Below are 22,777 nucleotides of genomic sequence, written 5' to 3' on the forward strand. Positions count from 1 at the left end.
CCGGGCTTCCTCGGGCTGGCGCTGGTGCGTTCGAGGAGGACCTTGACCTGCGACTGGAGGGCGCGGGACGCGGCGGGGCCGCAGGCACACCTTCGGGAGTACCTGCCATGAATGTGGATGCCCCAGCTCCGGTGCCCGAGAAGGAGGCTCCGCCTCCCAGCGACTCGCTCGAGTGGCTCCAGAAGTGGGTGACCACCATCGGCGCACTCATCGCGCTCGTGCTCTCCATCACCAACTTCCTGCAGCTGAACCGCGCGCCTCCCATCCAGGGCGCGCTGCCGAGGCTGCTCCGGCTCGCGCAGGGGAGCGAGGTCTGGCTCTATCTCCAGCCCACGTACGTCTCGACTCGAGAGACAGCGCAAAGGTGACGGAGAGGGAGTGGCTGTAGAGCTTGAGCCGCAACCCTCCGCGCTTCACGGAGGCGGGTGAGTCCGGCTCTGCCTTCAGGTCGTCCTCTTCCTCGGCGGGGTTGGCGTCCGGGTCCCTGGATTCACCCGAGCCGCGCTGGAAGAGGAGGGCGGCGAGGAGGACGTATGCGGCCATCTGCAGGAACTCGCTCTCCCAGTTCTCGAAGACGGACTCGAGGAAGTCCCCCGACGAGAGGTACTGCCCGAAGGACGAGAGGGGCTGGCCATGCGCTCGGGCTTCCTCGTTGGAGTGGAGGTGGCCCGCGATGCTGTGGCCGATGAGCGACAGGCCGAAAAGGACGAGGAGGGCAATGGACAGACCATTGTCCCTCAGGAAACGCTTCCCCTTCGCCACTCGCGCCTCCCGGGTGCCGCACCCGGAGGGAAGGTGCGCATCATTCAGGTGGATGCAGCAGCGCGGGAGCGAGGGAGGCCCGTGCCCGCCTGGAGTAGGCGAGCAGGCGTGAGCAGCCCCTGGCTTGGAAGAAGCTCTCCGGCACGAAGACGATGTCGCCCGACTGGAGGAAGGACTGGGACTTGTGGCTGGAGACCCGGGACGGCGCCCCCAAGAGACCTTCCAGGATGAAGGTCTCTCGGGGGCGCGTCACCTACCGGGGAGGGTTCAGTCCGTCCAGGCGTCCAGCATGCCGGACTCGCCCCAGCTCTCGCGGTAGAGCCCCTGGCCCGGAGCACCGCCCTGGAAGCTGTGGATGTACAGCCGGCCTCCAATCCCACCGCGGTTCATGAACATGCCCTGGGTGCGGCCCAGGCCCTTGAAGTCACCCGCGAACCAGAAGTCGTCCGAGTCGATCCATCCCTCGAAGAAGCCCGAGGAGCCTTCCAGGAAGTACCTCGCCTGGGCGTTGTTCTCGAGCGCCCCCTTGAAGTCGTAGATGATCATCTTGCCGCCAGGAGAATCCAGGTTGGCGAGCAGCAACTGGTCGTACCCCAGGCCCGCGAAGTCACCCGCGATTCGCCGGTCACCCGCGTCCACCCAGCTGGACAGCAAGCCCAGCGGGCTGTTCCAGTTCTCGAGGTAGCGCAGGGTGCCAGCGGATCCACTCTTGAAGTCGTAGATACCCATCCGGCCTCCGGTGCCTCCCTGGTTGAAGATCATCAACTGGTCATGGCCCAGGTGCAGGAAGTCACCCGCCAGGTGCTTTTCATCATCGGCGTCGAGCCAGCCCGCGAACATTCCAGCCGCACTCGCCAGGTAGACAACCTCGCCCGTCGCGCTGCCGTTGGCGAAGTCGACAATCATCATCTTGGCGCCCGAGGAGCCCCGATTGATGAACAGGACCTGGTCATGGCCCCGCCCCATGAAGTCACCCACGTACTGCAAGTCATTGGCGTCCAGCCAGCCCTGGAGATAGGTGGCGTTCGCGGCGGACATGAAGTAGCGGATCTTCGCCAGCGGCTGCGTATCACCGAAGTCGGCGACCATGATGCGGTCTCCGGGGTTCCGGTTGATGAACATCACCTGGTCGCGGCCCAGCCCCATGAAGTCACCCGAGAGCAGCACGTCCTCGTTGTCATGCCAGGCATTGAAGACCGCGCTCTCCTCGTACGTCTCCCGGTACTTGATGACGCCCCCGAGGGTGGTGGTCCCGTAGTCCATGACCTGGATACGGCCCCCATAGGGGGAGTTGTTGATGAGCATGAGCTGGTCCCGGCCCAGGCCGCGGAAGTCACCCACGAGCTGGGTATCCAGCCCCACCTTCGTGCGGCAGCCCATGCTCTCGTGGCAGGCGATGTTCCCGCCCGAGAAGAGCGTGCGCTGTGTGCCGTCCGCCTCGGTGAAGGTGGTCTTCGTGGGGTACCCCAGGGCGCCGTGCTCCCGGCCGTACTTCGTCCACTCCTGGAGGGCGGGTCCCATCACGCCATGGACACCGTACAGGACGTGCGAATACACCGCGCCGTTCTGGAACTCCGCGTAGCGGCTCCCCGGGGCCTTCGAGTTCCACCCGTGGAGGAACGCGCCCAGGCTCGTGATGGGCACGGGTGAGTTGGGAATCCGGTAGAACATGCCCCATTGGACCTTCCGGACGTCCTCCCACCGGAAGCCCAGCTGGTCGAAGACCTCGGGGCTCGGGATGCCGAACCGGATGCCGCCGTAGAGGACGTAGATGCCCAGCTCCGGGCTGCCGGTCTCCTCGATGAGCGTGCGGTTGGGCGGCAACACCTGGAGCCACTGCCGGTTGGGGGCGTCGTGCGTGTCCCCCTTCTGTTGCATGAAGAAGGTGGCGAAGACGGAGGGCACATACGCCAGGCGCAGCGGACGGCCCGGCAGGTTGTCCCGGAACTTGCTCTCCACGCCCTGCCACTGATTGTCACCGTCGAAGGTGGTCAGGTAGTCCAGGTGAATCTGCCCCGTGAAGTCCCAGTCGAGCGTCCAGTCCGCCTGCGAGGCGGTGAGGCCCGCCTGCTGGAGCGCGCTGACCCAGGGGGCCCGGTCGCTGATCATGGACATCTTGATGCCCGCGACGGTGTTGAAGGCGGGCGCGAAGCGAGTCTCATCGAACTTGCCCGAGGTGAGGTGCATGAGGCCGTTGAGCTCCGAGCTGGTGGACGGCGTGCCGGAGGGCCTGGGCAGGTGCAGGTCCACGTGGGTGGCCTGGGCTTGGAAGATCTCCTTCCACTCGGGGATGTCGTTCCCCGTCGCCTTCTTCACCAGATAGTTGAGGAGCTCTTCCTTCAGCGCGCTGAGCAGGTCGAACGGAATGGCGATGATGTTGAGGACCGCCCGGACGATGGAGAGCACGGTGCAGCTGGCATCCGGGGCGCCCGCCATCGAGCAGGCATGGTTGAAGGCGTAGTTGGTGAGGTGCTGCTTGGCCAAGTCCGTGTTCATCTGCCGGTCCGGGTTCATGAAGAGCGCCCGGGCCACCTGGGTGCTCGTCGCGGGCCAGGCCCGAAGCCCCCGGTCGATGTCCTTCACCCAGGCTTCGTTGTATTCAATCCGGATACGCCCCAGGGTCTGCATCTTGAGGATGCGCCGCGCGAGGTCGAGTGCCCGGCCGCAGGCGAACACGTTGCCCTGGCCGCACTGTCTGACTTCCTTCCGGCGCCGCTCCTTGAGCCAGGTGAGCTTCGAGAAGTGCTCTTCCTGCGCGTCGAGCAGTCTCGCGCGCGTGCGGGTGAAGATTCCCGGCAAGGTGGTGTTCGGCGCGGTCTCCATCAGCTGCCAGGCGACGTTCTTCTGGCTGCCATCCCGCGAGCGCCTGGCATTGATGAACTGCTCGTAGATGAAGCCATTCACCGCCTGGGTGTCGATGCGGTACGGGTCGTCACCGCGGGAGGTGTACAGCGCGGTGTCGAACGGGGGCGTGTTGTGGCCCACCCAGCCTTCGACGACGAGGTGCTTGCGCGCGTTGTCACCGAGGACGAACGGTCCCCCCGCGTACTCGTTGACCATCGTGTGGCCGAACATGTCGCCCACGCCATGGGCGACGAAGCCGAGCGCGAAGGCCCGCTCCTGCGGAGTGTTGGCGGCCAACACGAGCTGGCGCAGCCACGAGTCCGCTCCTCCGGTGGGGCCCCTCGAATTGGTGGCGGGGTGGATGACCGTCTGCCCGAAGAGGACGTCCGGGTAGGCATCCGGGCCCAGGACACCCGCGCGGTAGTACGCCGGGTAGTCGCGCACCGCGGCATAGTCCGCCGGGCTCATGGCGAAGACGCCCACGTCACCCGTGATGGACTGCCCCCAGAAGTCCACGCGCTGGAGGCTGACGGAGCCCTGTCGTTGCAGGGCCTCCAGGCGGGCCTGCTCCGCCAGGTACACGTGCATGATGGGCTTCCAGGCCAGGGCAGGGGAGGCCTGGAGGACGCAGCACAGGAGGGCCAGCGACGCGGCGGCCCCTCGCCAGGAAGTGTGTCGAAGTCTTGAAGTCATGGGGTCACCTATTGGGCCTGGGGCTGTTCCCAGTCCGTCTTCATCTGGGACGGGCCACCGGGAGTGGTGCGGGTGAAGTAGGCCTTCGCGGCCTGGGGCTGGTTGTCGTCGTTCTTGCCCTGGAGGTGGAGGATGGTCGTCGTCACCGGGGTGCCGCCGGACTGCGAGGGCTCCGTTCGGGTTTCCAGCGACCACGCGCTGACCCAGCTCAGGTCATCTCCCACGCTGCTCGCCGTGCCCGCCGCGAGCTTCTGCTGGGTGTTGTTTCCCAAGGCGAAGACGACCCCCATCTTGAGGTCGCCGCTCGAGGCAATCTGGCCCACCAGGTCCTGCAGGCCGTCGCCGTCGATATCCCCGCGCAGCGTGCAGGGCGGGAAGGTGCAGAGCAGGAGGGTGGAGGAGCCAAACGCCTGGAGGGTGCGCTGGTGCAGGCTCTTCAGGTCGGCCGTGAAGCTCTGGCCCACGGGCATCCCCGGGGGCGCGTCCGGGGGCAGCGTCGAGCTCGGCTGGTATTGGGGGGCCTGCGCGATCTCCGCGTCCATGGCGAGGGTGATGGCCGCCATCTGTGCAGCGGACAGTTCCGGCGGTGTGGCGCCCACGGCGGCCGCGATTTCCGCGTCGCTGTACACGGCGGCGAAACGTTCGTCGTCGGGCACCGGGGTTTCCTGCGTCAGGGGCTGCGCGGCGGCGGCCTGGACCTTGGAGACGGTCGTGTCTGGAGGCGGCGTCGGCTCCGGCTTCTTCGAATCACAGGCGGCCGCCAGGGCGAGCGCGGCCCATGAGAGTCTTCTCAGGAATGACAAGGCATTTCCTCGGTGAGGCAGGGGTTGGACGTGATGGGAACCACTGTCTCGAGAGGCGACACACGCCTGCCCATGCGGACCGGATGCGGAGGCCCGTACGAACAGTCATTGACGACTGTCTGTGTTGTCTTGCCGAGACGGTGGGTACACCAGCGTGAGGGGACGCCATTCCAGCCCGGACCGGGCGGCTGGAAATGGAGTAACGCTGGGACGGCTCGTCATTTCGCCTGCTGACGAAGCATCGTCAAACACAATCGTGATGGGCAAGGCATTCGCCTTGCCCAGGCAGGCTTAGAAGAAGCTCTCCGGCACGAAGACGATGTCGCCCGGCTGCAGGAGGAAGTTCTTCTCCCGGCCCACGCCAATGTCCTCGACGGGGACGCGAATCTTGCGCTCCTGTCCGTCGACCACGCGCGTCACCAGCGTGGTGTTCTTCGCCGCCAGCTTCGTGAAGCCCCCCGCCAGGGTGATGGCCTGGACGATGGACATCTCCCCATCCACCGGGAAGGTGCCCGGCTTCTGGACCTCGCCGAAGACGAAGACCTTCTGCGAGTTGTACTCACGAATCAGCACCGACACCTGGGGCCTGCGCACGAAGCGTCCCAGGCACTCACGCAGCGAGTCCGCCGCCGTGCTGGGCGTCTGCCCCTTCAGCGGCACCTTCCCGCACAGCGGGTAGTCGATGGTGCCTTCCGGGGAGAGGCGCCAGGTTCCGGAGTGCTCGGGCTCCTGGAAGACGCGGACCTCCACCACGTCGCCCGGGCCCAGGGTTCCTCCCCCGGAGCGCGCCGCTCCCGCTTCCGCGGCCGGAGTCGGGGCGGGAGGCGGAGGCCGCGGCGTCGAGCCGAAACACGCGGACAACGCTCCTGACAGGAGCAGGGGCAGGCCAAGGCGAAGGGTTCTCATCCTGGTGAAGTCCTCGTGAGCGGGGACGCCTCCGACGCCGCGAGGCTCAGTACGTCACCAAGATGCGAGCATACCCCTCATGGCGCGTGTAGTTCAGACCACCGCCATCCACCGAGGACGAGCGCTTGCTGAGCGTGTAGCCCATGGCGCCCGTGAGCCACGGACGGAACTGGTACTCGGGGCCCGCGTCCACCGTCACCACCGTGTCGTCGCGCGCGCCGGCGAAGCTCAGGAAGTCCACCGCGCCCGCCGCTCGCAGCGTCAGCTTGCCGCCGAGGAGCGAGCGCACCTCGGCGTAGCCCCGGTCGTCCCGGAAGATGCCGTAGGCCGCCACGGGCTCCATCGTGCGCAGGTAGCCGCCCTTGAACGTCAGCGTGGGGCCATACAGGTATGTGCCCTCGAGCTGCGCAATCAGCGTCCCGCCGCCCGGGTCCCCGAAGTTCTGCCCCCAGCCCACCTTGGCCATCACCGCCACCTTGGGCGACACCAGACCCGCCACGCCCACGAGCGCGCGCAGGAGCGTGGCCTCGGGGCCGCCGTCGTTGAAGTACCGGCGCATGTCCACGCCGGTGTCCAACACGAGCGCCGTCTTCGGCAGGAAGCGCCAGCGGCTCTCCAGGCCCACGCGCAGGTTGCCGTAGTCGAAGCGGTCCGCGCGCAGCGGGTCACACACGCCGTCGCCACAGTCCACCGGCGCCGAGGCCGCGAGCGGCTCGAAGAACTCCAGGGCGTACGCCACGCTCGGCGCCACCTCGACGGCGCCGCCGCCCGGCTTCCAGGGCAGCCTCGCCTTGGCCTCGTTGTAGAGGCTCAGGATGCCCGCACCGATCGCCGTGGTGCGGGTCCGGTCGGAGCGCGCGAACTGGTCCGACAGCTCCAGCGACAGCGGCGCGTCCGGGTTGATGCGCGCCAGGAGGTCCGCCGCGCCCGCCATGTGCGAGGCCGCGCCGGAGCCCTTCGTCATCAGCCCCGTGAAGAGCACGTAGTCCAGGTTGGCGTTCAGGTTGAACGCCAGCCGCGAGGACGGGATGTCCAGCTTGAAGCCCGGCCGGAAGTGCAGGGCGACTTCACCGGACAGGTCCGGGGACACGCCTCCGGGCAGCTGCTCCTGGGCGTCGTTGAAGTAGCCCACGCCGCTGTCCACGCGGCTCATGAACTCGAAGTACGGATGCAGTCGCCCGTTGCCGACCTTGATGCCGTTGCCGCCCGTGGGCGGGGGCGAGACGATGTCTTGGGCCTGAGCCACGCCACTGGACGCCGTCAGCGCCAGCCCGCAGAGCATCCCCCGGATTGTCCCTCGCAGCGTCATGGCTCGCAGTGGCTTCCCGGCGGGAGGGTGTACACGCTCCCACCACACCCCAGGACGACCCGGGGCGTCATAGCACGCGAGATTTCAGGGACCGAAGTTTTGTTCGACACGGGGACGCTACTCGACGGGGCTGGCGGGAGGCGGGCGGACGAGGACTTCGTCGGGCGGCGGCGGGCGAGTGGGGTCTCCGCCCGGCAGGTTCTCCGGCTCCTCCACCTCGACGAAGAGGTTCTCGTCGGTGCGGAAGGCCAGCTGGCCGATGCACTCCTCGGCCTCCGAGCGCAGCTGCGCCACCTTCTGCTGGGCGATCATCACCTTGGTGTATTCGTGCTCGCTGGTGGCGACCTCGCGCCGGGTGAGGGATTCCTGGAGCGACACGTCCGCCTGCTCGGAGATGCGCAGCAGGCCCTTGATCTGGGTGAGCTTCTCGTTGGCGCAGTTGAGCTTCACCACGTCCTTGGTGCGGCGGGCTTCCTCCACCTTGCCGAGCACCTGGCGGAGCACCTCGCGCATCGTCCCGAGCGCCTGGGTGCTGCGCTCCAGCTTCTGCGTGTCCGGTACTTCACTGGCCTTCTCGAGCGCGGCCGTGGCGGCGGGAGCACGGGGCGAAGGCGCCGGTCCCTGAGCGACGGCCACTCCAGTGGCAACGACGACGGCGACCATTCCGACAGTGCGCATACGCCTCAAGGCTCTCCCGGCCCTTCCCATTGGATCAAAGCGTAGAAGGCGGGGGAGGGGGTGTCAACGCGACGAACCCCCAGTTATTCAGTGGTTACCGGGGTGGCGGGCCTTGTGGACCCTGTCCCGCGGTGAAGCGGCCTACCCTGTCGGAGAGAAGACGAACGGGTAGGAGACGGTGGCGGCGTCGTCGGGCTTGAAGGGGAACACCCAGCCTCGGATGGCGGCGCGGATGCAGCTGGCCACGGCCTCGCTGCCCAGGGTGTTCTCGTCAATCTCGAAGTCGCCCACGCGGCCCGAGGGGAGGATGGAGAAGCGCACCACCACCTTGCCCTTGAGGTTGGGGTTTCGCTTGAGCTCCTTCTCGTAGCAGCTCTGGATGGCGCCCTTGCGCGCGCGGACGTAGCGGGCCAGTGCGTCGCGGTCCACGTCGGAGCTGTCCACCTCCGGGGCGGACTCCTGGACGCGGCCCTTCACTTCGACTTCCTTCTTGGTGCCCAGGTCGACCTTGCCGCCGCCCTGGGTGCCCAGCTCGCCGATGCCCGTCACGGTGCCGGTGCCACCGCCACGAGGCCCCGTGCCCTTGCCGACGGAGGCCTCGTTGGCGACGCCCACGCCGCCCGCGCCCTGGAGCGCCGCGGCGATGTCGCTGCCTCCGCTGGCGCCGCCCAGCACGTCCTGGAACGCACCGGAGCCCGCGCCGCGCGAGCCCAGCATCTTCAAGAGGCCCTTGTCGGAGACCTTCTTCACCATCTCCGCGTGGCGCTCGGCCGCGGCGACGGCGGGCTTCTCCGCCGAGGGCTTGTCCGCGCCTTCCTTCGGCTCTGGAGACGGCGAGTCTTCCTTGGGGGCCTCGGTGGGGCCCGGGGCGGCCGTCTTCGCGGGCTCGGGGGGGCGCTGGGGGATGATGGCGCGCACGAAGCGGTCATCGAGCTGGTCCAGCGCCAGCTCCTGCTCCTTGGGGGCCTCGGCGGCGAGGATGATGGCCGCGCCGGAGAAGTGGATGAGCAGCGAGGCCGCGAGGATGCCGAAGAAGACGCGGTCCATCGTCTTCCAGCGGCTGACGCGCACGTCGGAGGGGAGAATCGGACGCGCCTCCTCGGCGGGCGGCGTGACGAACTGGAAGAAGAGGGTGGCGTCGCCCAGCTCCACCTTGCCTCGGGCGCTCTCCTGGAGCGGGAGGACGTAGAGGTCCCCCCGGCGCGAGGCGAGTCCCTGGGCGCGCAGCGCGTCGAAGTCCACGTCGGAGGAGCCGAGGTTGACGCGGCCCTGCATGGACTCGTTGATGACGAGCTGGAACTGCTGGCCCTGGTTCTCGAACACGCCGAAGCGCGCGGGGCGGTCGTCGGAGGCGGGCAGGACGATGGTGTTGCGCGCGTCGTGCCCGATGGTGACGGTGTCACGCCGGACGTGGTGCTCCTCGACAATCTGGCCGTTCTGGATGAGGCCGACGCGGAGCAGCTTGGATGGCGAAGGGGCTGCCATGGACTAGAAGGGCTCCTGCTCGACGCTCTTCTCGACCTTGGGCACGAAGCTCTCCGTGCGGTTGAGGTCGTCGAAGCTCAGGTTCGAGCGGGGGAGGATGTAGAACGCCTGGGGCTTCTGGATGCGGCCCTCGACGGTGAGCGCGTCCAGGCGGATGACCTTGCCGTGGCGCGGCGCCTTCTTGGCCGCCGTGGCTTCGGTGCTGGACGTGGCCTGGCGGGTGCTCTGCGCGGAGGACCGGGCGGAGTCCTGCGCGAGCACGGGCGAAGCGGCGAGCAGCACGAAGAGGGCGAGAGGGGCGCGCATGGCGGTCCTAGTTCTTGTCGGTGGCCAGCTTACCCGAGCCTGGCTGTTCCGGGGCGCTCTCGGCGGTGGGGGCCGTCTGGGGCTTCGTCTCGGGTTGAGACGCCGCGCGGGGGGCCGGGGTTCCAGCGGCTTCCACGGGGGCTGGAGCAGGGGCCGGTGACGTGTGGGCGGGTGGGGCGACGTGGGCGGGCGTCTCGGGGGCGGGGGCCTGCTTCGCCTGTTCCTGTTTCGCCTTCTCCGCCTCGGCCGCCTTGCGCAGCTGGTCCTTGCGCTCGCGCTCGAGGCGCCGCTCCTCGCGCTCGATGCTCTTGCGCGCGTCCTTCGTGTACTGGGGGATGCGGTCGTCGCGTCCGCCCTGGGCTTGGTACTGCTCGAAGTAGGTGAGGGCGGTCTTGAAGCGGGTGATGGAGTCCAGCCCGGGGGGCTCGACGTCGAGGTACAGGATGGCGAGGTTGAAGAGCGGGTCCGGCTGTCCTGGGCGCAGCGTGAGCACCTTCTCGTATTCGGCCTTGGCGCGCTCGAAGTCTCCCTGGCCCCGGTAGGCATTGCCCAGGTTGAGGCGGGCGGCGGCGAAGTCCGGCGCGGCGCGCACGGCGGCCTCGAGCTCCGTCACCGCGGCGGGATAGTCCTGCGCCTCGTTGAGCATCGCGCCGAAGTTGTTGCGCGCCTCCGCGAAGTCCGGCTGGAGCTTCGCGGCCTCCTTGAACTCCTCCAGCGCCTGCGGCTTGACCTTGAGTCCCAGGTACACGAGCCCGAGCATGTTGCGCGTGGCGGCGTCGCCGGGCGCGATGTCTCGCGCGTTCTCCAGCACCATGCGCGCCAGCTCGTGCTTGCCTTCGCGGTAGTAGACCTGCGCGAGGACCTGCATCGCGCGGGTGTGCCGCTCGTCGACCTTGAGGGCTCGCTTCGCCTCGGAGGCCGCGGGCTCCAGCTTCTTCTGCTGGAGCAGGCTCACCGCGAGCGACGTGCGCAGCGGGACGGAGTCCGGCTTCGTCTCCAGCAGTCCGCGCAGCTCCGTCTCCATCGCCGCGGAGCGATTCGTGCGCCCGTACAGGCGCGTCAGGCAGTCCCACGCGGACGCCTGCTCTGGTGAGACGGTGAGGGCCTGGCGGTAGGAGCGCTCCGCGTCCTCGTTCCGGCCCATTCGTTCCTGGACGATGCCGAGGTTCGTCCACGCGTAGTCGAGCTTCGGGTCGTCCGTCACCAGCGCGCGCAGGGCCGACTCGGCCGCGGCGAGCTCTCCGGTGCGAGCGGTCGCGACCGCCTGTTCGAAGTCCTTCGCGGTGTCGCGAGGAGGAGGCTGGACCACGGCGGGTGTCGTGGCGGCCTTGTCCGTGGCGGAGTCCGCCGCGGGGCGTGTGTCCGGAGCCGAGGCACACGCGGACAGCAGCAGCCCCGACGACACGAGCAGCGCGGTGAGCCGAGGTGTCCTCACGGCTTGGACCCTCCGGTGATGCGGCTCTCGTCCGGCGACGCGGGACGGGGAGGCCCGCTCACGTGGCCGACGAGCCCTTCGGGATAGGCGCCCTCGGACGCGAGCGCCTGCTTGGGCTCCTTGAGCACCGGGTACTCCTTGGGGCGGAAGCGGTTGAGGGCCTCCAGCGTGCGCCGGGTCCACTCGTTCGACACGCGATTCTTGCGCGCCTCGCCCAGGGCGATGGCGTAGCTCTCCACCGCCGCGTCCTCCAGCTCGGCCGTGTTCTGCGCGAGCAGGTCCTGATACGTGACCACCGCGTCCTCGCCCAGCCGCTTCACGTCGGGGGGCACGGGCGTCTCGATGATGGTGTTGGCGAAGCGCTCCAGCGCGTAGCCGGAGCGGTAGGCCGCGGCGAGAGACCACTCGAGCTGCTTGTACGGATACACCCGCGCGTAGGCGTCCTTCACCGTCTTCACCGCCGCGCGCTTCACCGCGAAGCTGCGCACCAGGGCCTTGCCCCAGCCGCCAATCTTCAGCGCGTCGAACTTCTTCAGCTCCGCCTCCGCGAGCTGGAAGCGTCCGAAGGCCGCCGCGTTCGCCGCGAGCGGATGGGTGTCCGGCTTGAGCTTGCGCCGGTCGAACTCGCTGGCCGCCTGGGCATAGGCGCCCTGGGCCGCGCGCTCGTCGCCGAGCTTCTGGTGCGCGTCTCCCATGCGCCGGTGCGCATCCACCACCAGCTCCACCTGGCCGGGCTTGCGCGCGTACTTGCGCACGAACTCCTGGAGCGCACGCACCTCGCCGCGCGGGTCACCCTGTTTCTCCAGCAGGACGGCCGCGTGGTACTGGTTCTTCGGCGCGTCCTCGGCGGCGGGGTACAGGTCCGCGTAGCGCAGGAAGGCCGAGGCGGCCTCGGCGTAGCGCTGCTGGCCTTCCAGGAGGCGGGCCGTGTTGAAGAGGGCCGCCTCGCGGTCCTTCGACGCGGGGTAGTCCTTCACCAGCTTCTGGTAGCTGACGACGGCCTTGTCGAAGTCGTAGGACTTCTCCGCGTTCACCGCCACGCGGAACAGCGCGGCGTCGGCCAGGGGCGACTTGGGGTACTCGCGGTAGATGCGCTCGTAGAGCTTCAGCGCGGAGTCGAAGCGCCGGGTGTTCTCGTGCGCGACGGCGGCGTTGTTGAGCGCCTTGTCCGCGAACTCGTGGCGAGGCTCCTCGTCCACGAGCTGGATGTACTTGCGCGCCGCTTCGTCGTGCTTGCCCTCGGCCAGGAGCTGGTCGGCCAGCTTGAAGCGGCCCGCGAGCTTGAACTTCACCAACTGCTGGTGGAGCTCGCTGGACGGGTCGATGACCTGCGTGTTGCTGGCCAGCTTCGCGCTGACCTCCTCGACGCTGCGCCAGTCCTTGGCGATGAGGAAGGTCTCGACGGTGAGGTTGGTGGAGTAGCGCGCCACCTCGCTCTTGGGCCACATCTGGATGATGCGCTCGAAGCGCCGGCGCGCCTCGGGGAAGTCGTTGTGCGAGTAGTGCAGCTCCGCGGCCTTGTAGGCGATGCCCGCGGCCTTCTCGTCACGCGGGAGCAGCGCCACGTACTTGTCGGACGCCGCCACGAGCTTCTGCTCGGTGGGCGCGAGGGGCACGGGCTTCACCTCGGCGCCCTCGGGACGCTCGGTGGAGCGCAGGGGCTTGAGGTCGGGCGCGGTGCCGGCCTGGATGTCCTGCGCCAGCACCTGCTGCCACGAGAGCACCGCGCTGAGCGCCGAGTCGTCGCGGTGCTTGAGGCTGGCCCCCGTGTCGCGCACCAGCTCGTAGTTCTTCGCGGCGGCGGCGAACTGCGAGGAGAAGTAGAGACATTCCGCGTAGTAGAAGCGCATCTCGCCCGCGCTCTTGCTGCGGGGGAAGCGCTCCAGATACGTGCCGTAGGCGCGCGCGGCGTTGGCGAAGCCCGCGGCGGCCTGCTCGTGTTTGCCTTCCTTCTTGAACACCTGCGCTTGCTGATGGTGGAACGTCGCGCTGGTGGAGAGGCTCCGCTCGACGAGGATATCGGCCCGCGCGAGTGCGTCCGGGTCACCCTGGTTCTTCGCGTACCAGGTGGTCCCCGGCTGATAGAGGCTGGCGAGCCGCTCCGACTCCGTGAAGGACTCCGACATCTTCCGGTCCCGCTCGTAGGCCTGGGCGATGCGCTGCTGGATGTCGGGCGCGTCCGGGGCCAGCGGGTCCTTCTCCAGCGCGCGTTGATAGGCCGCGATGGCGATGGGGTGATGCGTCTGCTCGAAGAACAGGTGACCCAGGCGGCGGTAGATGTCCGCCTCGTACGGCCTGGGGCCGCGCTTCGCGAAGAGGGACTCGGCGCGAGACATCCCGCCCCACGACTCATCCGTCAGCGAGATGGCCACGTACTGCAGCGCCTCTTCGCGCAGGTCCCCGCCCGCTTCCGCTTCGCCCTTGGCCACGCGCTGGGCTTCGTAGAAGTCCACCAGCGTGAGGAAGGACTCCACCGCCTCGTCGAAGCGGTCCAGGCGGTAGTACGTCCAGCCGAGCTTGTAGAGGGCCTTGTCGTAGAGCGGGTGGAGCTTGTCCTGGGCGGCGGCCTCGAAGGCCTGCGCTGCGCGGGGAAGCGCCTGCGAGTCCTTGTAGTTGTCGAACCAGTACTCGCCGATGCGGACCCACGCCTCGGTGGCGAAGCGGCTGCGCGGATAGCGGGCGATGAGCTGCTGGTAGGTCTGGAAGCTCTCGTCGACCTGCTCCTGCTCTTCCAGGCAGTAGCCGAGCAGGTACCAGGCGCCGTCGTTGAGGCGGTAGTCGGGGTAGTCCTTCAGCAGCCGACGGTACAGCGTGATGGAGTCCGCGTAGTCCTTCTTCGGCTCGACGGGGAAGGCCGAGTCGGGGTTCTTGTCATGTGCCTCCAGCCGCTCGCGGTACTCCTTCATCGCGAGCTGGTGCTCGTCCTGGGAGCGCTCGTAGTAGAGCTCCGCGAGGCGGAACATGACGTCCGGCGTGTAGCGAGGCTCGTGGGGGTAGCGGCGCAGGAACTCCTCGAAGCGGACGATGGCCTCCATCCGCTCCTTGCGCTCCTGGGCCTCGAAGTCGCGGATGACCTTCTCGTACGAGGACGCGAGCGAGTCGCGCTTCTGCTCGTACTTGCGCTCCATCAAGCGCTGCACGTCGCCGCTGAACTCGCGCGACTCCGCCTCGTACGTGCGCAGGGCCTGGCTCACATCTTGGAACAGCACCTCTTCATCGGGCGTGCGGCCCAGGCCCGTGAGGTAGCCCGCGTCCGGCGGGGCCGCGGGGCTCTCCGCTCCAGGCGAAGCCGTCCCGGCGTCCGGCGCCTGCGCGGCGGCGGGGAGCGAGGCCATGGCGAGCAGCACCGCGAGGACATGCCGCATCACCGGCCATCCTCCGCGAGCACGCCCCGGAAGTCCGCGTCCAGCGCGCGCAGGGCATCGGCCTTCTGCGCGGACACCTTCTGGATGGCCGTCGTCTTGTCCTGCTTCTCGGTGAAGGCCACGTCCACCACGCCCACGTCCGCCTTGAGCACCAGGTCGTAGAACTGCCGGCGCACGCGGCGGAAGCTGTCGTAGGCGATGCGGCCCACCAGCTGCTTGGCGTTGCTGGACACCGCGGCGACCTCGGCCTCGTACTTGTCGAGGAGCTTCTGCTCGGCCAGCACCTTCTCGCGGATGCGGCGGCCTCGCTGGTCCACGCGGGCGAGCAACGCGCCCTGCGCCTCCGACACGCGCTTGCTCAGGGCCAGGCCCTGGTCCCGCGCCTGATGCGCACGCGTCAGCAGCGAGGAGGGCGACTGGCGCTGCTCCGCCTCGGAGAGCACCGCGTGCTCGGCGCGCAGCGCGGCGAGGTAGCGGCCCCGGATGGCCTGCTCCCCGGCGAGGCTCGCCGCGGCGCTGTTGCGCTCGTCCGCGAGCCGGCCGCGGGTCTTGTCGAGCTCCTGCTGGAGCTCCTGCAGCGTCTGGACCTCCGTCTGGAGCTGCACCAGGAACTCGCGCTCCTCCTCCGGCGGCGTCTGTCGCATCAGGCGCGTGTCATCCACCCACTTGCGCACCGCCGCGGCGATGGCGTGCAGGCCTCGAACCTCCGCGCCCAGGCGGAAGGCCTCGCGGTCCACCGCGTCCACGCGCGCCTGCATGCGCCGCAGCCGCTCCTCCAGCTCCTTCTGCGTGGTGGGGAGTGTGGCGAAGCGCGCGGCCAGGGTCTCTCGCTCGTGGCGCAAGGGCAGCAGCTTCTCCCGCTCCGTCGCGGTGAGCGAGGACTCCAACGCGTGACGCTCCAGCTCCACGAGCGCGGCCTCCGCGTTCGCGACGGCGGTCTCCACCGCGTCCGCGCGCATGAAGCCTTCTTGCAGCTCCGGGAAGGTCTCCAGCCTTCGCGTCTGGAGGGCCAGGAGGATGCGGGCGGCGAGCTCTCGCGCGTCGACCGTTCCCTTCTTCCCGGTGTCGATGTCGCCCACCATCTTCACCGCGTCACCGACGTCACGCTCGGTCGACGCGTACTTCAGCGCGAGCGGCGGCAGCAGCGTGCGCACGTCGGGAACCGTGTCCGTGCGCGCGAGGAGCCGGTCGAAGTACGCGACGGGGTCGCGGTTGGCGCCCAGCATCGCATCCACCTTCTCCCGCACGGGGCGGAAGGTGCTGATGAGCTCGTCGTACGCCGCGATGGCGTCGTTGTACTTCTGCAGCTTCTGGAGCAGGTGCCCCTGGAGGAGCCTGGCCTCGGGCGCGAGTCGCGAGTCCGGTGACACCATCAACAGGATGTCGACCGCGTTCTTGGCCTCCTGGTGGTTGCCCTTGCGCACCTGGGTCCACGCGATTTCGTAGAGCGACTCCGGGAAGGACTCACTCTCCCGAGGCACCTGGCCGTACTTGTCCAACGCCTCATCGAATCGGCCGGCCTCGTAGAGCAGGCGCCCCAGCGACATCAGCGAGAGCTCGTGAATGCGCGCCGGGTCCGTGTCCGCCATCGTCCGGACCGCGGGCTTGTCCGTCGTCGCGGGCGGGGCGTCCTGGCGCGGCACGGGGACGAGGAGCTGCTGGAACTGGAGGATGGCCAGGGGCAGCTCACCGGCCTGCATGGACAGCACGGCCATGTGGTAGCCGGCCTGGAGCTGATACGGGCCGCCGGGGACCTGGGCCAGGGGCGCGAAGGCGGCGCGCGCGCGGGCCATGCGCTCGGCGGGAGGCAGGTCCGTGCGGCGGAAGAGCCACTTCGCGTTCACGTACTGGATGTCTGGCGGAAGCTGGCCTCCGTAGAGGCTCCGTGCCTGGTCGAGCTGGGGCGCGATGCCGTCGAACAGGTTCAGCTTCCCGCAGATGGCCAGGTAGCGCGTGAGGGCGTCGCGGTGGCGCGCGGAAGGAGCGGGCAGGGCGAGCAGCTCGCGCAGGTAGATGCGCGCGCCCAGGTCGTTCTTCTGCTGGTACAGCGTGTCCGCGAGGAAGAAGAGCGCGTCCGGATAGCGCGGGTGGCCGTGGAACGCCGGGTCGCTCACCAGGTCGTAGAAGAGGACGGAGGCCGCGTTCCAGTCGCCCAGCAGATAATGAATCTCCGCATCCGAGTAGCGCCGCGCGCGGACCTGCGCCTCGTCGGGCTCCGGGCGCTGGCTGTACTGCGTCTCCACGAAGCGCAGGGCCTCCTCGGCGGTGCGGAGCTGCTGCTCCACCGACAAGAGGTTTCGCTCCAGCTCCTGCTGCGTCAGCGCGGGAGGAGGCTCCGCGGCGGAGGCGGAGGTGCCACCCGCGAGGCTGAGCACGAGGGCGAGGGCGCGAAGCGACACGTTCACCGGCCGCCCCTACCGCGCTTCAGTGGAGGACGAGGCCGGAGCCGCGGCCCCTGGCTCACCGTCGATGCGAGGCGCCGAGTCGCGCGACAGCTCGATGTCGTAGCGCACCGCCGGCCGGTCCTTGTGGTCCGTGGTGATGCCACCCTGCTCGAAGCCCACCACGCGCACGGTGGAGACCTTTCCTGGCTCCGCGTTGAAGGTGTAGCTGGATTGCACCTTGAACTTGTAGCCCTCCAGGTAGCTGAAGACTCCGAAGCCGTCACCCCGGTAGACCAACCGCACCGCGAGCTGGTGCTGGCCGGGGACGATGCGCCCGTTGAAGACCTCGAACTGCTCGCGCTTGCTCAGCTCGCCCTGCAGGTCCAGCTGCGTGAAGATGGGCGCGCCATCCAGCGCGTACGTCACCGACTCCAGGATGAAGGAGCCACCCATCTCGTTCTTGTGGACGATGAGCGCGCGAGCGCCCGTGGTGACGTCTCCGCCCAGCACCGTCTCCTGCAACAGCAGCAGGCGCGCCTTGGAGCGGTAGATCTTCTCCTTCAAGTCGACGACCTGCTCCTCCAGCGTCTTCACGCGGGAGTTGAAGGCCTCGTCGGCGGTGCTGTCACCCTCCGGAGCCGCGGACGCGCTCGACGAAGAGGTGGCGGTGGGAGGGGAGGGGCGCGGCTCCTGCGCGAGCGCCGCCCCACAGAGGGTGGCGCTCACGAGCGCGAGGAGGCGGAGGGTGGCGGCTTCGACACGCACTGTGCGACCTCAGGAGGCGGACGGCCTGACCCGTCGGCGGCGGTTGTAACACCGTTGACCGCGGGGCGTCTTGTCACCCGCGGTACGGGACGCCAAGAGGCGTCCGGCCGCTTGCTCTCAGCCGCCCTTCTTCAGCTCCGTGAGCACCAGCTTCGCCACCGCCTTGAGCGTGTCGAACACGCCCACGCCGGTCGGCGCCACGGCCTGGTACTCGGGGATGTTGCGCGGGTTGAGCGCCTTGCGCATCTCCTCCACCGTCACCGCGTTGGGCAGGTCGCGCTTGTTGTACTGGACGACGTACGGAATCTTGTTCAGGTCGTAGCCCTGCTCGGCCAGGTTCACACGGAGGTTCTCGATGGACTCCATGTTCGCCTCCATGCGCTCGATCTGGCTGTCGGCGACGAACACCACGCCGTCCACGCCCTTGAGGATGAGCTTGCGGCTGGCGTCGTAGAACACCTGGCCCGGCACCGTGTAGAGGTGGAAGCGCGTCTTGAAGCCGCGAATCTCACCGAGCGACAGCGGCAGGAAGTCGAAGAAGAGCGTGCGGTCCGTCTCGGTGGAGAGCGAGATGAGCTTGCCCTTCGTCTCGGCCGCCGTCTTGTTGTAGATGTACTGGAGGTTGGTCGTCTTCCCGCAGAGACCCGGTCCGTAATAGACAATCTTGCAGTTGATTTCGCGGGATGAGTAGTTGATGAAGGACATGGCTTCCCGGGTTACTCGCTGAAGAGGTTGTCGATATCGTCGTCGGAGATCTCGGCGAACGGCGACCCGGCACCCGGGCTGTCCGTCTTCTTCACCAGACTCTCGAAGATCTTCGTGAGCTCGTCGCTGGCCTTCTTGATGCGCAGGCGGACGAGGCCCAGGCTCGTGCGGTTGTCGAAGATGACGACCAGCACCACCCGGCTGCCGACGATGGTCATGTAGAGCGAGTCCTTCGCCCCTTCATGGAACTGGTTGGGGAACTCGTTCTCGCCGATCAGCTTGGCGAGTCCCCCCATGGCGGCCACGTTGCCGGCCGTCAGTGAGGCCAGGGAAGTGGTGTCGATGTTCTGCGTCTGGCCCGCCGAGGAGATGAGCTGCCCGTTCTTGTCGACGAGGAAGACCACCTTCGCGTTCGCGTCCTTGGTGAGCCGGTCGCAAACGGCGTTGATCTTGGTGAACTCCTCTTCGTACATCACCAGTTGCGTGCCCATGGGCGTATGCGCTCCTCAGCGTTCGCTCGCCCCGCTCACGAAAGGCACTCCCATTGTTTCTGGAGTGAATCCCGGAGGTTAGACGAGGCGCTACCGACCGTGAGGATGCTTAGCAAAGCCCCTCCACTCCAGCAAGAAGCCATCCGCGCCTCGCGGTGAGAACGCGGTGTCCGGGCCCAGGACCCCCGCTCCACCCGCCCCCTTCGGTGGGCTCCCAGGGGTTCCGGAGGGTTTTCCAGGTCAACTGGTGGCACCGGTTTGGGAGTGTTCCCGGCTTTCTCTATACTCGGCCGGGCTTTGACGCCCCCAAGCCCCCTGTCCCCCATCCTGGCGCGTCTGGCGCCCTTGCTGTTGGTGCTGGTCAGCGTCCCGTCCGCCCGGGCGGAGGAGGTGCGCGAGCGAGCCTCGCTGCGCCTGCGCTATGGCCTCGCCGTGCGCAATGGTGCACAGGTGGATGTAGGGCCGGGGCTCACCTACGACGGTTTCACACCGAATGATCTGGCCGCGGTGGGGACGTTCTGGGCCGGGTCCTGGATGGGCGGCTGGGCGGCCGTCCAGCGCGAGGGCTTCGACCTGAAGGAGGGCTCGGTGAGGATCACCGGCGGCAGCCTGTTGAGGGCGTCGGTGGGGCCTCGGGTCCGGACATACCTGGGGCCGGTGCGGGCGGAGCTGGGCGCGGGCTACGGCTACGCGCAGCTTCCGGTGTTCGGCACGTCGTCGGAGCCGGTGTTGTCGCGGGGCGTGAGGCACGCGGCGCTGGTGAGCGCGAGCGTGCGGGTGCCGCTCTTCTCGCGGCTGGCCGTGGAGGCGCGGGGCGAGGTGCCGGTGTCGCTGTCGGCGAGCGACTCGGCGGGGGACAAGGCGGAGGCGAAGGGGTTCGCCGCGGGAGGCGCGCTGCTCTTTCCGCTCGTGGGTTCGTCGCGGTGGTCTGGCACCGCGCTGTTGGACTTCCAGCATGTGCAGGACACGGTGACGCTGGCGGATGGGAGCCGGTCCGAGCAGCGCATGCGCCGGGTGGGCGCCGCGCTGGAGCTGGCCTGGAATGATGCGCCACCAGCCCGTGAGTTCACGCCGCCGCCGGTCGAGCCCGTGCGGGTGCCGGTGGGCTCGGTGTCGCTCCAGGTGCTGGACGCGGAGTCGGGCGCGCCGCTGCCGGGGGCGCGGGTGGTGCTGGTGTCGGGCGGCGTCGAGAGCGCGCCACGAGACGTGGACGTGAAGGGCTTCGTGGAGGTGGGGGAACTGCCTCCGGGCGCCATCGTCGCGCGGGTGAGCGCGGACGGCTACGAGCCCGTCGAGGCCCAGGGCACGGTCGAGGACGGCGGGCGGGTGGCGCTGGAGGTCCGGGCGCGCAAGCTGCCGCCGCCCACGGGCGGGCTGAAGGTGTCGGTGGTGAACGCGTCGAACGGCGTGCCGCTGCCGGGTGTCCGCGTGGTGGTGGGCGCCGCGGTGGTGCGCACGGACTTGAAGGGTGAGGCCTGGGTGAAGGACCTGCCTCCGGGGCCGGTGTCGGTGGTGGCGAGCACCACGGGATATCGGACGGCGGAAGAGGCGGCCGTCATCGTCGCGGGGATGGAGACGGCGCTGTCGGTGCCCCTCGCGCTGGAGCGCAAGGGGGAGCCCGCGACGCTCAAGGGACAGGTGCGCAGCGCTCGCGGGGGCAAGCCCGTCGCCGCCACGCTGCTCATCCCGCAGGCCAAGGTGAAGGCGCGCACGGATGCGAAGGGGGCGTTCGCCTTCCAGGTTCGTGGCGGCACCTACCGCATCACCATCTCCGCTCGGGGCTTCCTGTCCCAGTCGAAGCTCGTCACCTTGAAGGAGGGCGAGCAGGCCATCTTCAACGTCGATCTCTTCCCGAGGCAGAAACGGTGAGCAACACGCGTCCCTGGCTCCTGGTCCTTCTCCTCGTCGCTTCAGCGTGTGACAAGGACGCGGCCACTCCACCTCCCACTGCTCCGGACGCGGCCCCCGTCGCCGACGTGGGGGCCACCGTCGAGCTGGCCCGTTTGGAAGGGCTCACGGGCGAGGTGATGGTGGAGCGCGGAGGCAAGAAGCTCCCCGCCCAGGAAGGCCCGCTCTACTCGGGTGACGCGGTGGAGACGGGCACCTCGGGCGCGGCGACGATGCGCTTCGCGGATGGGCGCTCGGTCGAGGTGGGGGCCGACGCACGCGTGGGCCTGGGCGAGAAGTCCGGGGAAGTGGTGCTCACGGTGGAGCGAGGCATCGTGCTGACGCGGGTCCCCGCGCGTGCGCCCGGGACTCCCGTGAGCGGCAAGAAGGTGGCGCTGACGCTGCTGACGCCCTTCGGCCTCACCCGCGTGGGCTCCGAGCCCAGCGAGGTGAGCGTGCAGGTGGGGAAGGACTTCGGCCGCGTCGAGGTGAAGCTGGGGGCCATCGAGTTCGTCGACAAGGAGGGGCACCAGTTGCGCGCGTCGGAAGGCGACGCGGTGTCGGTGTCCGCGGGCAAGGCGGAGCTGTTGCTGCGAGGCTCTCGCGTGATCGAGCTGGAGCCCATCCAAGTGACGGTGCGCGTGGGCTCGGGGCGCGCGGAGCTCAAGGCCAAGGATGCGAAGCGCTGGCGGGCGATGCGCGCGGAAGGCGATGTGCTCGCGCCGGGAGATGGGATTCGCACGCGCCCGGGCGCGTCGGTGGAGATGTCGCTGCAGGGCTCGTCCTCGCGGCTGTCCCTTGGCCCCTCGGCGGAGATGGTCCTGGAGGGCGCCGCGCAGGGAGGCACTCGCGACGAGGCGCGCATGGAGCTGAAGCAGGGCGGGCTTGGCGTGCAACTGGCGAAGGGACGCGAGAGCCGCGTGGTGCTGCCGGGGCTCACGCTGGAGGGCGACGGTGCGTCGAGGGTCGCGGTGCGACGCACGGCCTCCGGCTACCTGGTGGACGCGCAGACGGGACAGCTGACGTTGGTGCGAGGCAACGTGCGTCAGCCGCTGCGCGCGGGGGAGCGCGCCACGGTGACGGGGGACTCGGGCGCGGCGGTCATCGAGGCGCTCGCTCCGGCGATGCTGATGCTGAAGGAGGGCGACGGCACGGAGGTGTACCACCAGGGCCTGCCCGAGGTGGCGTTCGGCTGGGAGAAGGCGGGAGAGGCGACGGTGGAGGTGGCGCTGGATGAGGCCTTCACCGAGCCCCTCGTGTCCGGCACGGTGTTCCAGCCCTTCGTCAACGTGACGGCGCCCGCGCGAGGACTCCTGTACTGGCGGGTGCGTGGCAAGGACGGCCAGGACGTGGCGAAGGGGAGCGCGACGTTTGCTCCGGAGCGGCTGGGCCGGGACCTGGACCGGGTTCGCAACGTGGTGCCAGAGGGGCTGGAGAAGACGACCATCTTCTACCAAGACAAACCTCCCGCGGTGACGTTCACCTATGGTGAGGAGGCCTCCGCGGCGAAGTACCGGGTGGCGGTGTACCGGGTGGGGGCACTGGAGAAGGTGGTGGCGGAGCGCACGGTGGCGGAGGCGCGGGCGGCGCTGGACGCGGGCGCGCTGGGCGAGGGCAGCTACCTCTGGTCCGTGACGCCGCTGTCGGAGACGGGTGAACAGCTCAAGGGTGGGCGGATGAACAAGCTGGAGCTGGTCTACGACAACTCGGTGCCGCTGCTGCTGGTGTCGCAGCCTCGCAACGGCCAGGCCTCGGCGGCCAAGGTGCGGGCCACGGGGGTTGCTCCGGTGAATGCGCGGGTGTCCATCAATGGACGTCCCGTGGCGCTGGATGCGAAGCACCGCTTCGATACGTGGGCGGAGCCGGTGGGCTCGCCTCCCATGTTGATGTTCAAGATGTCGCGTCCCGGTGCTCCGGATATCCACACGGTGCGCACCCTGAGACAGCGAGGGCTCTGAG

17 protein-coding genes and 1 pseudogene are annotated in these 22,777 nt (G+C 68.9%); 3 read left to right on the top strand and 15 right to left on the bottom strand.

Annotated elements, in window-relative coordinates; translation table 11 throughout:
* Positions 1–107 precede the first annotated feature (107 nt).
* Entirely contained in the window at positions 108–368 is a 261-nt protein-coding gene (locus tag MYSTI_RS10820) for a hypothetical protein (RefSeq protein WP_144370049.1), read from the top strand.
* Positions 369–414: 46 nt separating this feature from the next.
* On the opposite strand, the pseudogene MYSTI_RS45645 reads toward MYSTI_RS10820, so the two are convergent.
* The 15 genes and pseudogenes from MYSTI_RS45645 to mglB form a co-directional block, all read right to left on the bottom strand.
* Positions 415–762, bottom strand: a pseudogene (locus tag MYSTI_RS45645) (DUF6766 family protein); the annotation flags it as partial.
* A gap of 40 nt (positions 763–802) precedes the next feature.
* The gene (locus MYSTI_RS10825) at positions 803–1,015 is read right to left on the bottom strand and encodes a hypothetical protein (protein WP_015347791.1); all 213 of its coding nucleotides are present in this window, start codon (positions 1,013–1,015) and stop codon (positions 803–805) included.
* A 14-nt stretch (positions 1,016–1,029) separates the two neighbouring features.
* On the bottom strand, positions 1,030–4,299 hold the full coding sequence (locus MYSTI_RS10830; protein WP_144370050.1) for an LGFP repeat-containing protein: 3,270 nt from the start codon (positions 4,297–4,299) through the stop codon (positions 1,030–1,032).
* A gap of 8 nt (positions 4,300–4,307) precedes the next feature.
* On the bottom strand, positions 4,308–5,102 hold the full coding sequence (locus MYSTI_RS10835) for a hypothetical protein (RefSeq protein WP_015347793.1): 795 nt from the start codon (positions 5,100–5,102) through the stop codon (positions 4,308–4,310).
* A 291-nt stretch (positions 5,103–5,393) separates the two neighbouring features.
* On the bottom strand, positions 5,394–6,008 hold the full coding sequence (locus MYSTI_RS10840; RefSeq protein WP_015347794.1) for a polysaccharide biosynthesis/export family protein: 615 nt from the start codon (positions 6,006–6,008) through the stop codon (positions 5,394–5,396).
* Positions 6,009–6,054: 46 nt separating this feature from the next.
* Positions 6,055–7,290 (bottom strand): hypothetical protein, encoded by a 1,236-nt coding sequence (locus tag MYSTI_RS10845; protein WP_233278233.1) that lies wholly within the window; start codon positions 7,288–7,290, stop codon positions 6,055–6,057.
* Between the two features lie 144 nt (positions 7,291–7,434).
* The gene (locus MYSTI_RS10850; protein ID WP_015347796.1) at positions 7,435–7,995 is read right to left on the bottom strand and encodes a hypothetical protein; all 561 of its coding nucleotides are present in this window, start codon (positions 7,993–7,995) and stop codon (positions 7,435–7,437) included.
* Positions 7,996–8,136: 141 nt separating this feature from the next.
* Positions 8,137–9,480 (bottom strand): AgmX/PglI C-terminal domain-containing protein, encoded by a 1,344-nt coding sequence (locus tag MYSTI_RS10855; RefSeq protein ID WP_015347797.1) that lies wholly within the window; start codon positions 9,478–9,480, stop codon positions 8,137–8,139.
* 3 nt (positions 9,481–9,483) lie between these two features.
* Positions 9,484–9,786, bottom strand: coding sequence for a hypothetical protein (locus MYSTI_RS10860; RefSeq protein ID WP_015347798.1), 303 nt, complete (start codon positions 9,784–9,786; stop codon positions 9,484–9,486).
* Positions 9,787–9,793: 7 nt separating this feature from the next.
* The gene (locus tag MYSTI_RS10865) at positions 9,794–11,221 is read right to left on the bottom strand and encodes a tetratricopeptide repeat protein (RefSeq protein WP_015347799.1); all 1,428 of its coding nucleotides are present in this window, start codon (positions 11,219–11,221) and stop codon (positions 9,794–9,796) included.
* Positions 11,218–14,586, bottom strand: a complete 3,369-nt coding sequence (locus MYSTI_RS10870) for a tetratricopeptide repeat protein (protein WP_015347800.1) — start codon at positions 14,584–14,586, stop codon at positions 11,218–11,220. The genes MYSTI_RS10865 and MYSTI_RS10870 overlap by 4 nt, the downstream gene beginning before the upstream one ends.
* Positions 14,586–16,991, bottom strand: a complete 2,406-nt coding sequence (locus MYSTI_RS10875) for a tetratricopeptide repeat protein (protein ID WP_015347801.1) — start codon at positions 16,989–16,991, stop codon at positions 14,586–14,588. Before MYSTI_RS10875 ends, MYSTI_RS10870 begins: the two co-directional genes overlap by 1 nt.
* A gap of 9 nt (positions 16,992–17,000) precedes the next feature.
* Positions 17,001–17,735, bottom strand: coding sequence for a hypothetical protein (locus tag MYSTI_RS10880; protein WP_015347802.1), 735 nt, complete (start codon positions 17,733–17,735; stop codon positions 17,001–17,003).
* A 117-nt stretch (positions 17,736–17,852) separates the two neighbouring features.
* A complete protein-coding gene (gene mglA, locus MYSTI_RS10885; protein WP_015347803.1) occupies positions 17,853–18,440 on the bottom strand; it encodes a gliding-motility regulator Ras-like GTPase MglA in 588 nt (195 codons plus the stop codon).
* An 11-nt stretch (positions 18,441–18,451) separates the two neighbouring features.
* On the bottom strand, positions 18,452–18,931 hold the full coding sequence (mglB, locus tag MYSTI_RS10890) for a gliding-motility regulator GTPase-activating protein MglB (RefSeq protein WP_002637270.1): 480 nt from the start codon (positions 18,929–18,931) through the stop codon (positions 18,452–18,454).
* Positions 18,932–19,228: 297 nt separating this feature from the next.
* Between mglB and MYSTI_RS10895 the strand changes: the two genes are divergently transcribed.
* Both MYSTI_RS10895 and MYSTI_RS10900 read left to right on the top strand, forming a co-directional pair.
* The gene (locus tag MYSTI_RS10895) at positions 19,229–20,800 is read left to right on the top strand and encodes an MSCRAMM family protein (RefSeq protein ID WP_015347804.1); all 1,572 of its coding nucleotides are present in this window, start codon (positions 19,229–19,231) and stop codon (positions 20,798–20,800) included.
* On the top strand, positions 20,797–22,776 hold the full coding sequence (locus tag MYSTI_RS10900; protein ID WP_015347805.1) for a FecR family protein: 1,980 nt from the start codon (positions 20,797–20,799) through the stop codon (positions 22,774–22,776). Before MYSTI_RS10895 ends, MYSTI_RS10900 begins: the two co-directional genes overlap by 4 nt.
* The last annotated feature ends 1 nt before the right edge of the window (position 22,777 follow it).

Origin of the sequence: Myxococcus stipitatus DSM 14675 (assembly GCF_000331735.1) — a bacterium.
In the GTDB taxonomy this organism is placed as follows: Bacteria; Myxococcota; Myxococcia; order Myxococcales; family Myxococcaceae; genus Myxococcus; species Myxococcus stipitatus.

Bases quoted from the DNA above. Each gene is read 5' to 3' on its own strand.
- MYSTI_RS10820 (WP_144370049.1), top strand. From the start codon at position 108: ATGAATGTGGATGCCCCAGCTCCGGTGCCCGAGAAGGAGGCTCCGCCT.
- MYSTI_RS10830 (WP_144370050.1), bottom strand. From the start codon at position 4,299: ATGACTTCAAGACTTCGACACACTTCCTGGCGAGGGGCCGCCGCGTCG.
- MYSTI_RS10840 (WP_015347794.1), bottom strand. From the start codon at position 6,008: ATGAGAACCCTTCGCCTTGGCCTGCCCCTGCTCCTGTCAGGAGCGTTG.
- MYSTI_RS10845 (WP_233278233.1), bottom strand. From the start codon at position 7,290: ATGCTCTGCGGGCTGGCGCTGACGGCGTCCAGTGGCGTGGCTCAGGCC.
- MYSTI_RS10850 (WP_015347796.1), bottom strand. From the start codon at position 7,995: ATGCGCACTGTCGGAATGGTCGCCGTCGTCGTTGCCACTGGAGTGGCC.
- MYSTI_RS10855 (WP_015347797.1), bottom strand. From the start codon at position 9,480: ATGGCAGCCCCTTCGCCATCCAAGCTGCTCCGCGTCGGCCTCATCCAG.
- MYSTI_RS10860 (WP_015347798.1), bottom strand. From the start codon at position 9,786: ATGCGCGCCCCTCTCGCCCTCTTCGTGCTGCTCGCCGCTTCGCCCGTG.
- MYSTI_RS10870 (WP_015347800.1), bottom strand. From the start codon at position 14,586: ATGCGGCATGTCCTCGCGGTGCTGCTCGCCATGGCCTCGCTCCCCGCC.
- mglA (WP_015347803.1), bottom strand. From the start codon at position 18,440: ATGTCCTTCATCAACTACTCATCCCGCGAAATCAACTGCAAGATTGTC.
- mglB (WP_002637270.1), bottom strand. From the start codon at position 18,931: ATGGGCACGCAACTGGTGATGTACGAAGAGGAGTTCACCAAGATCAAC.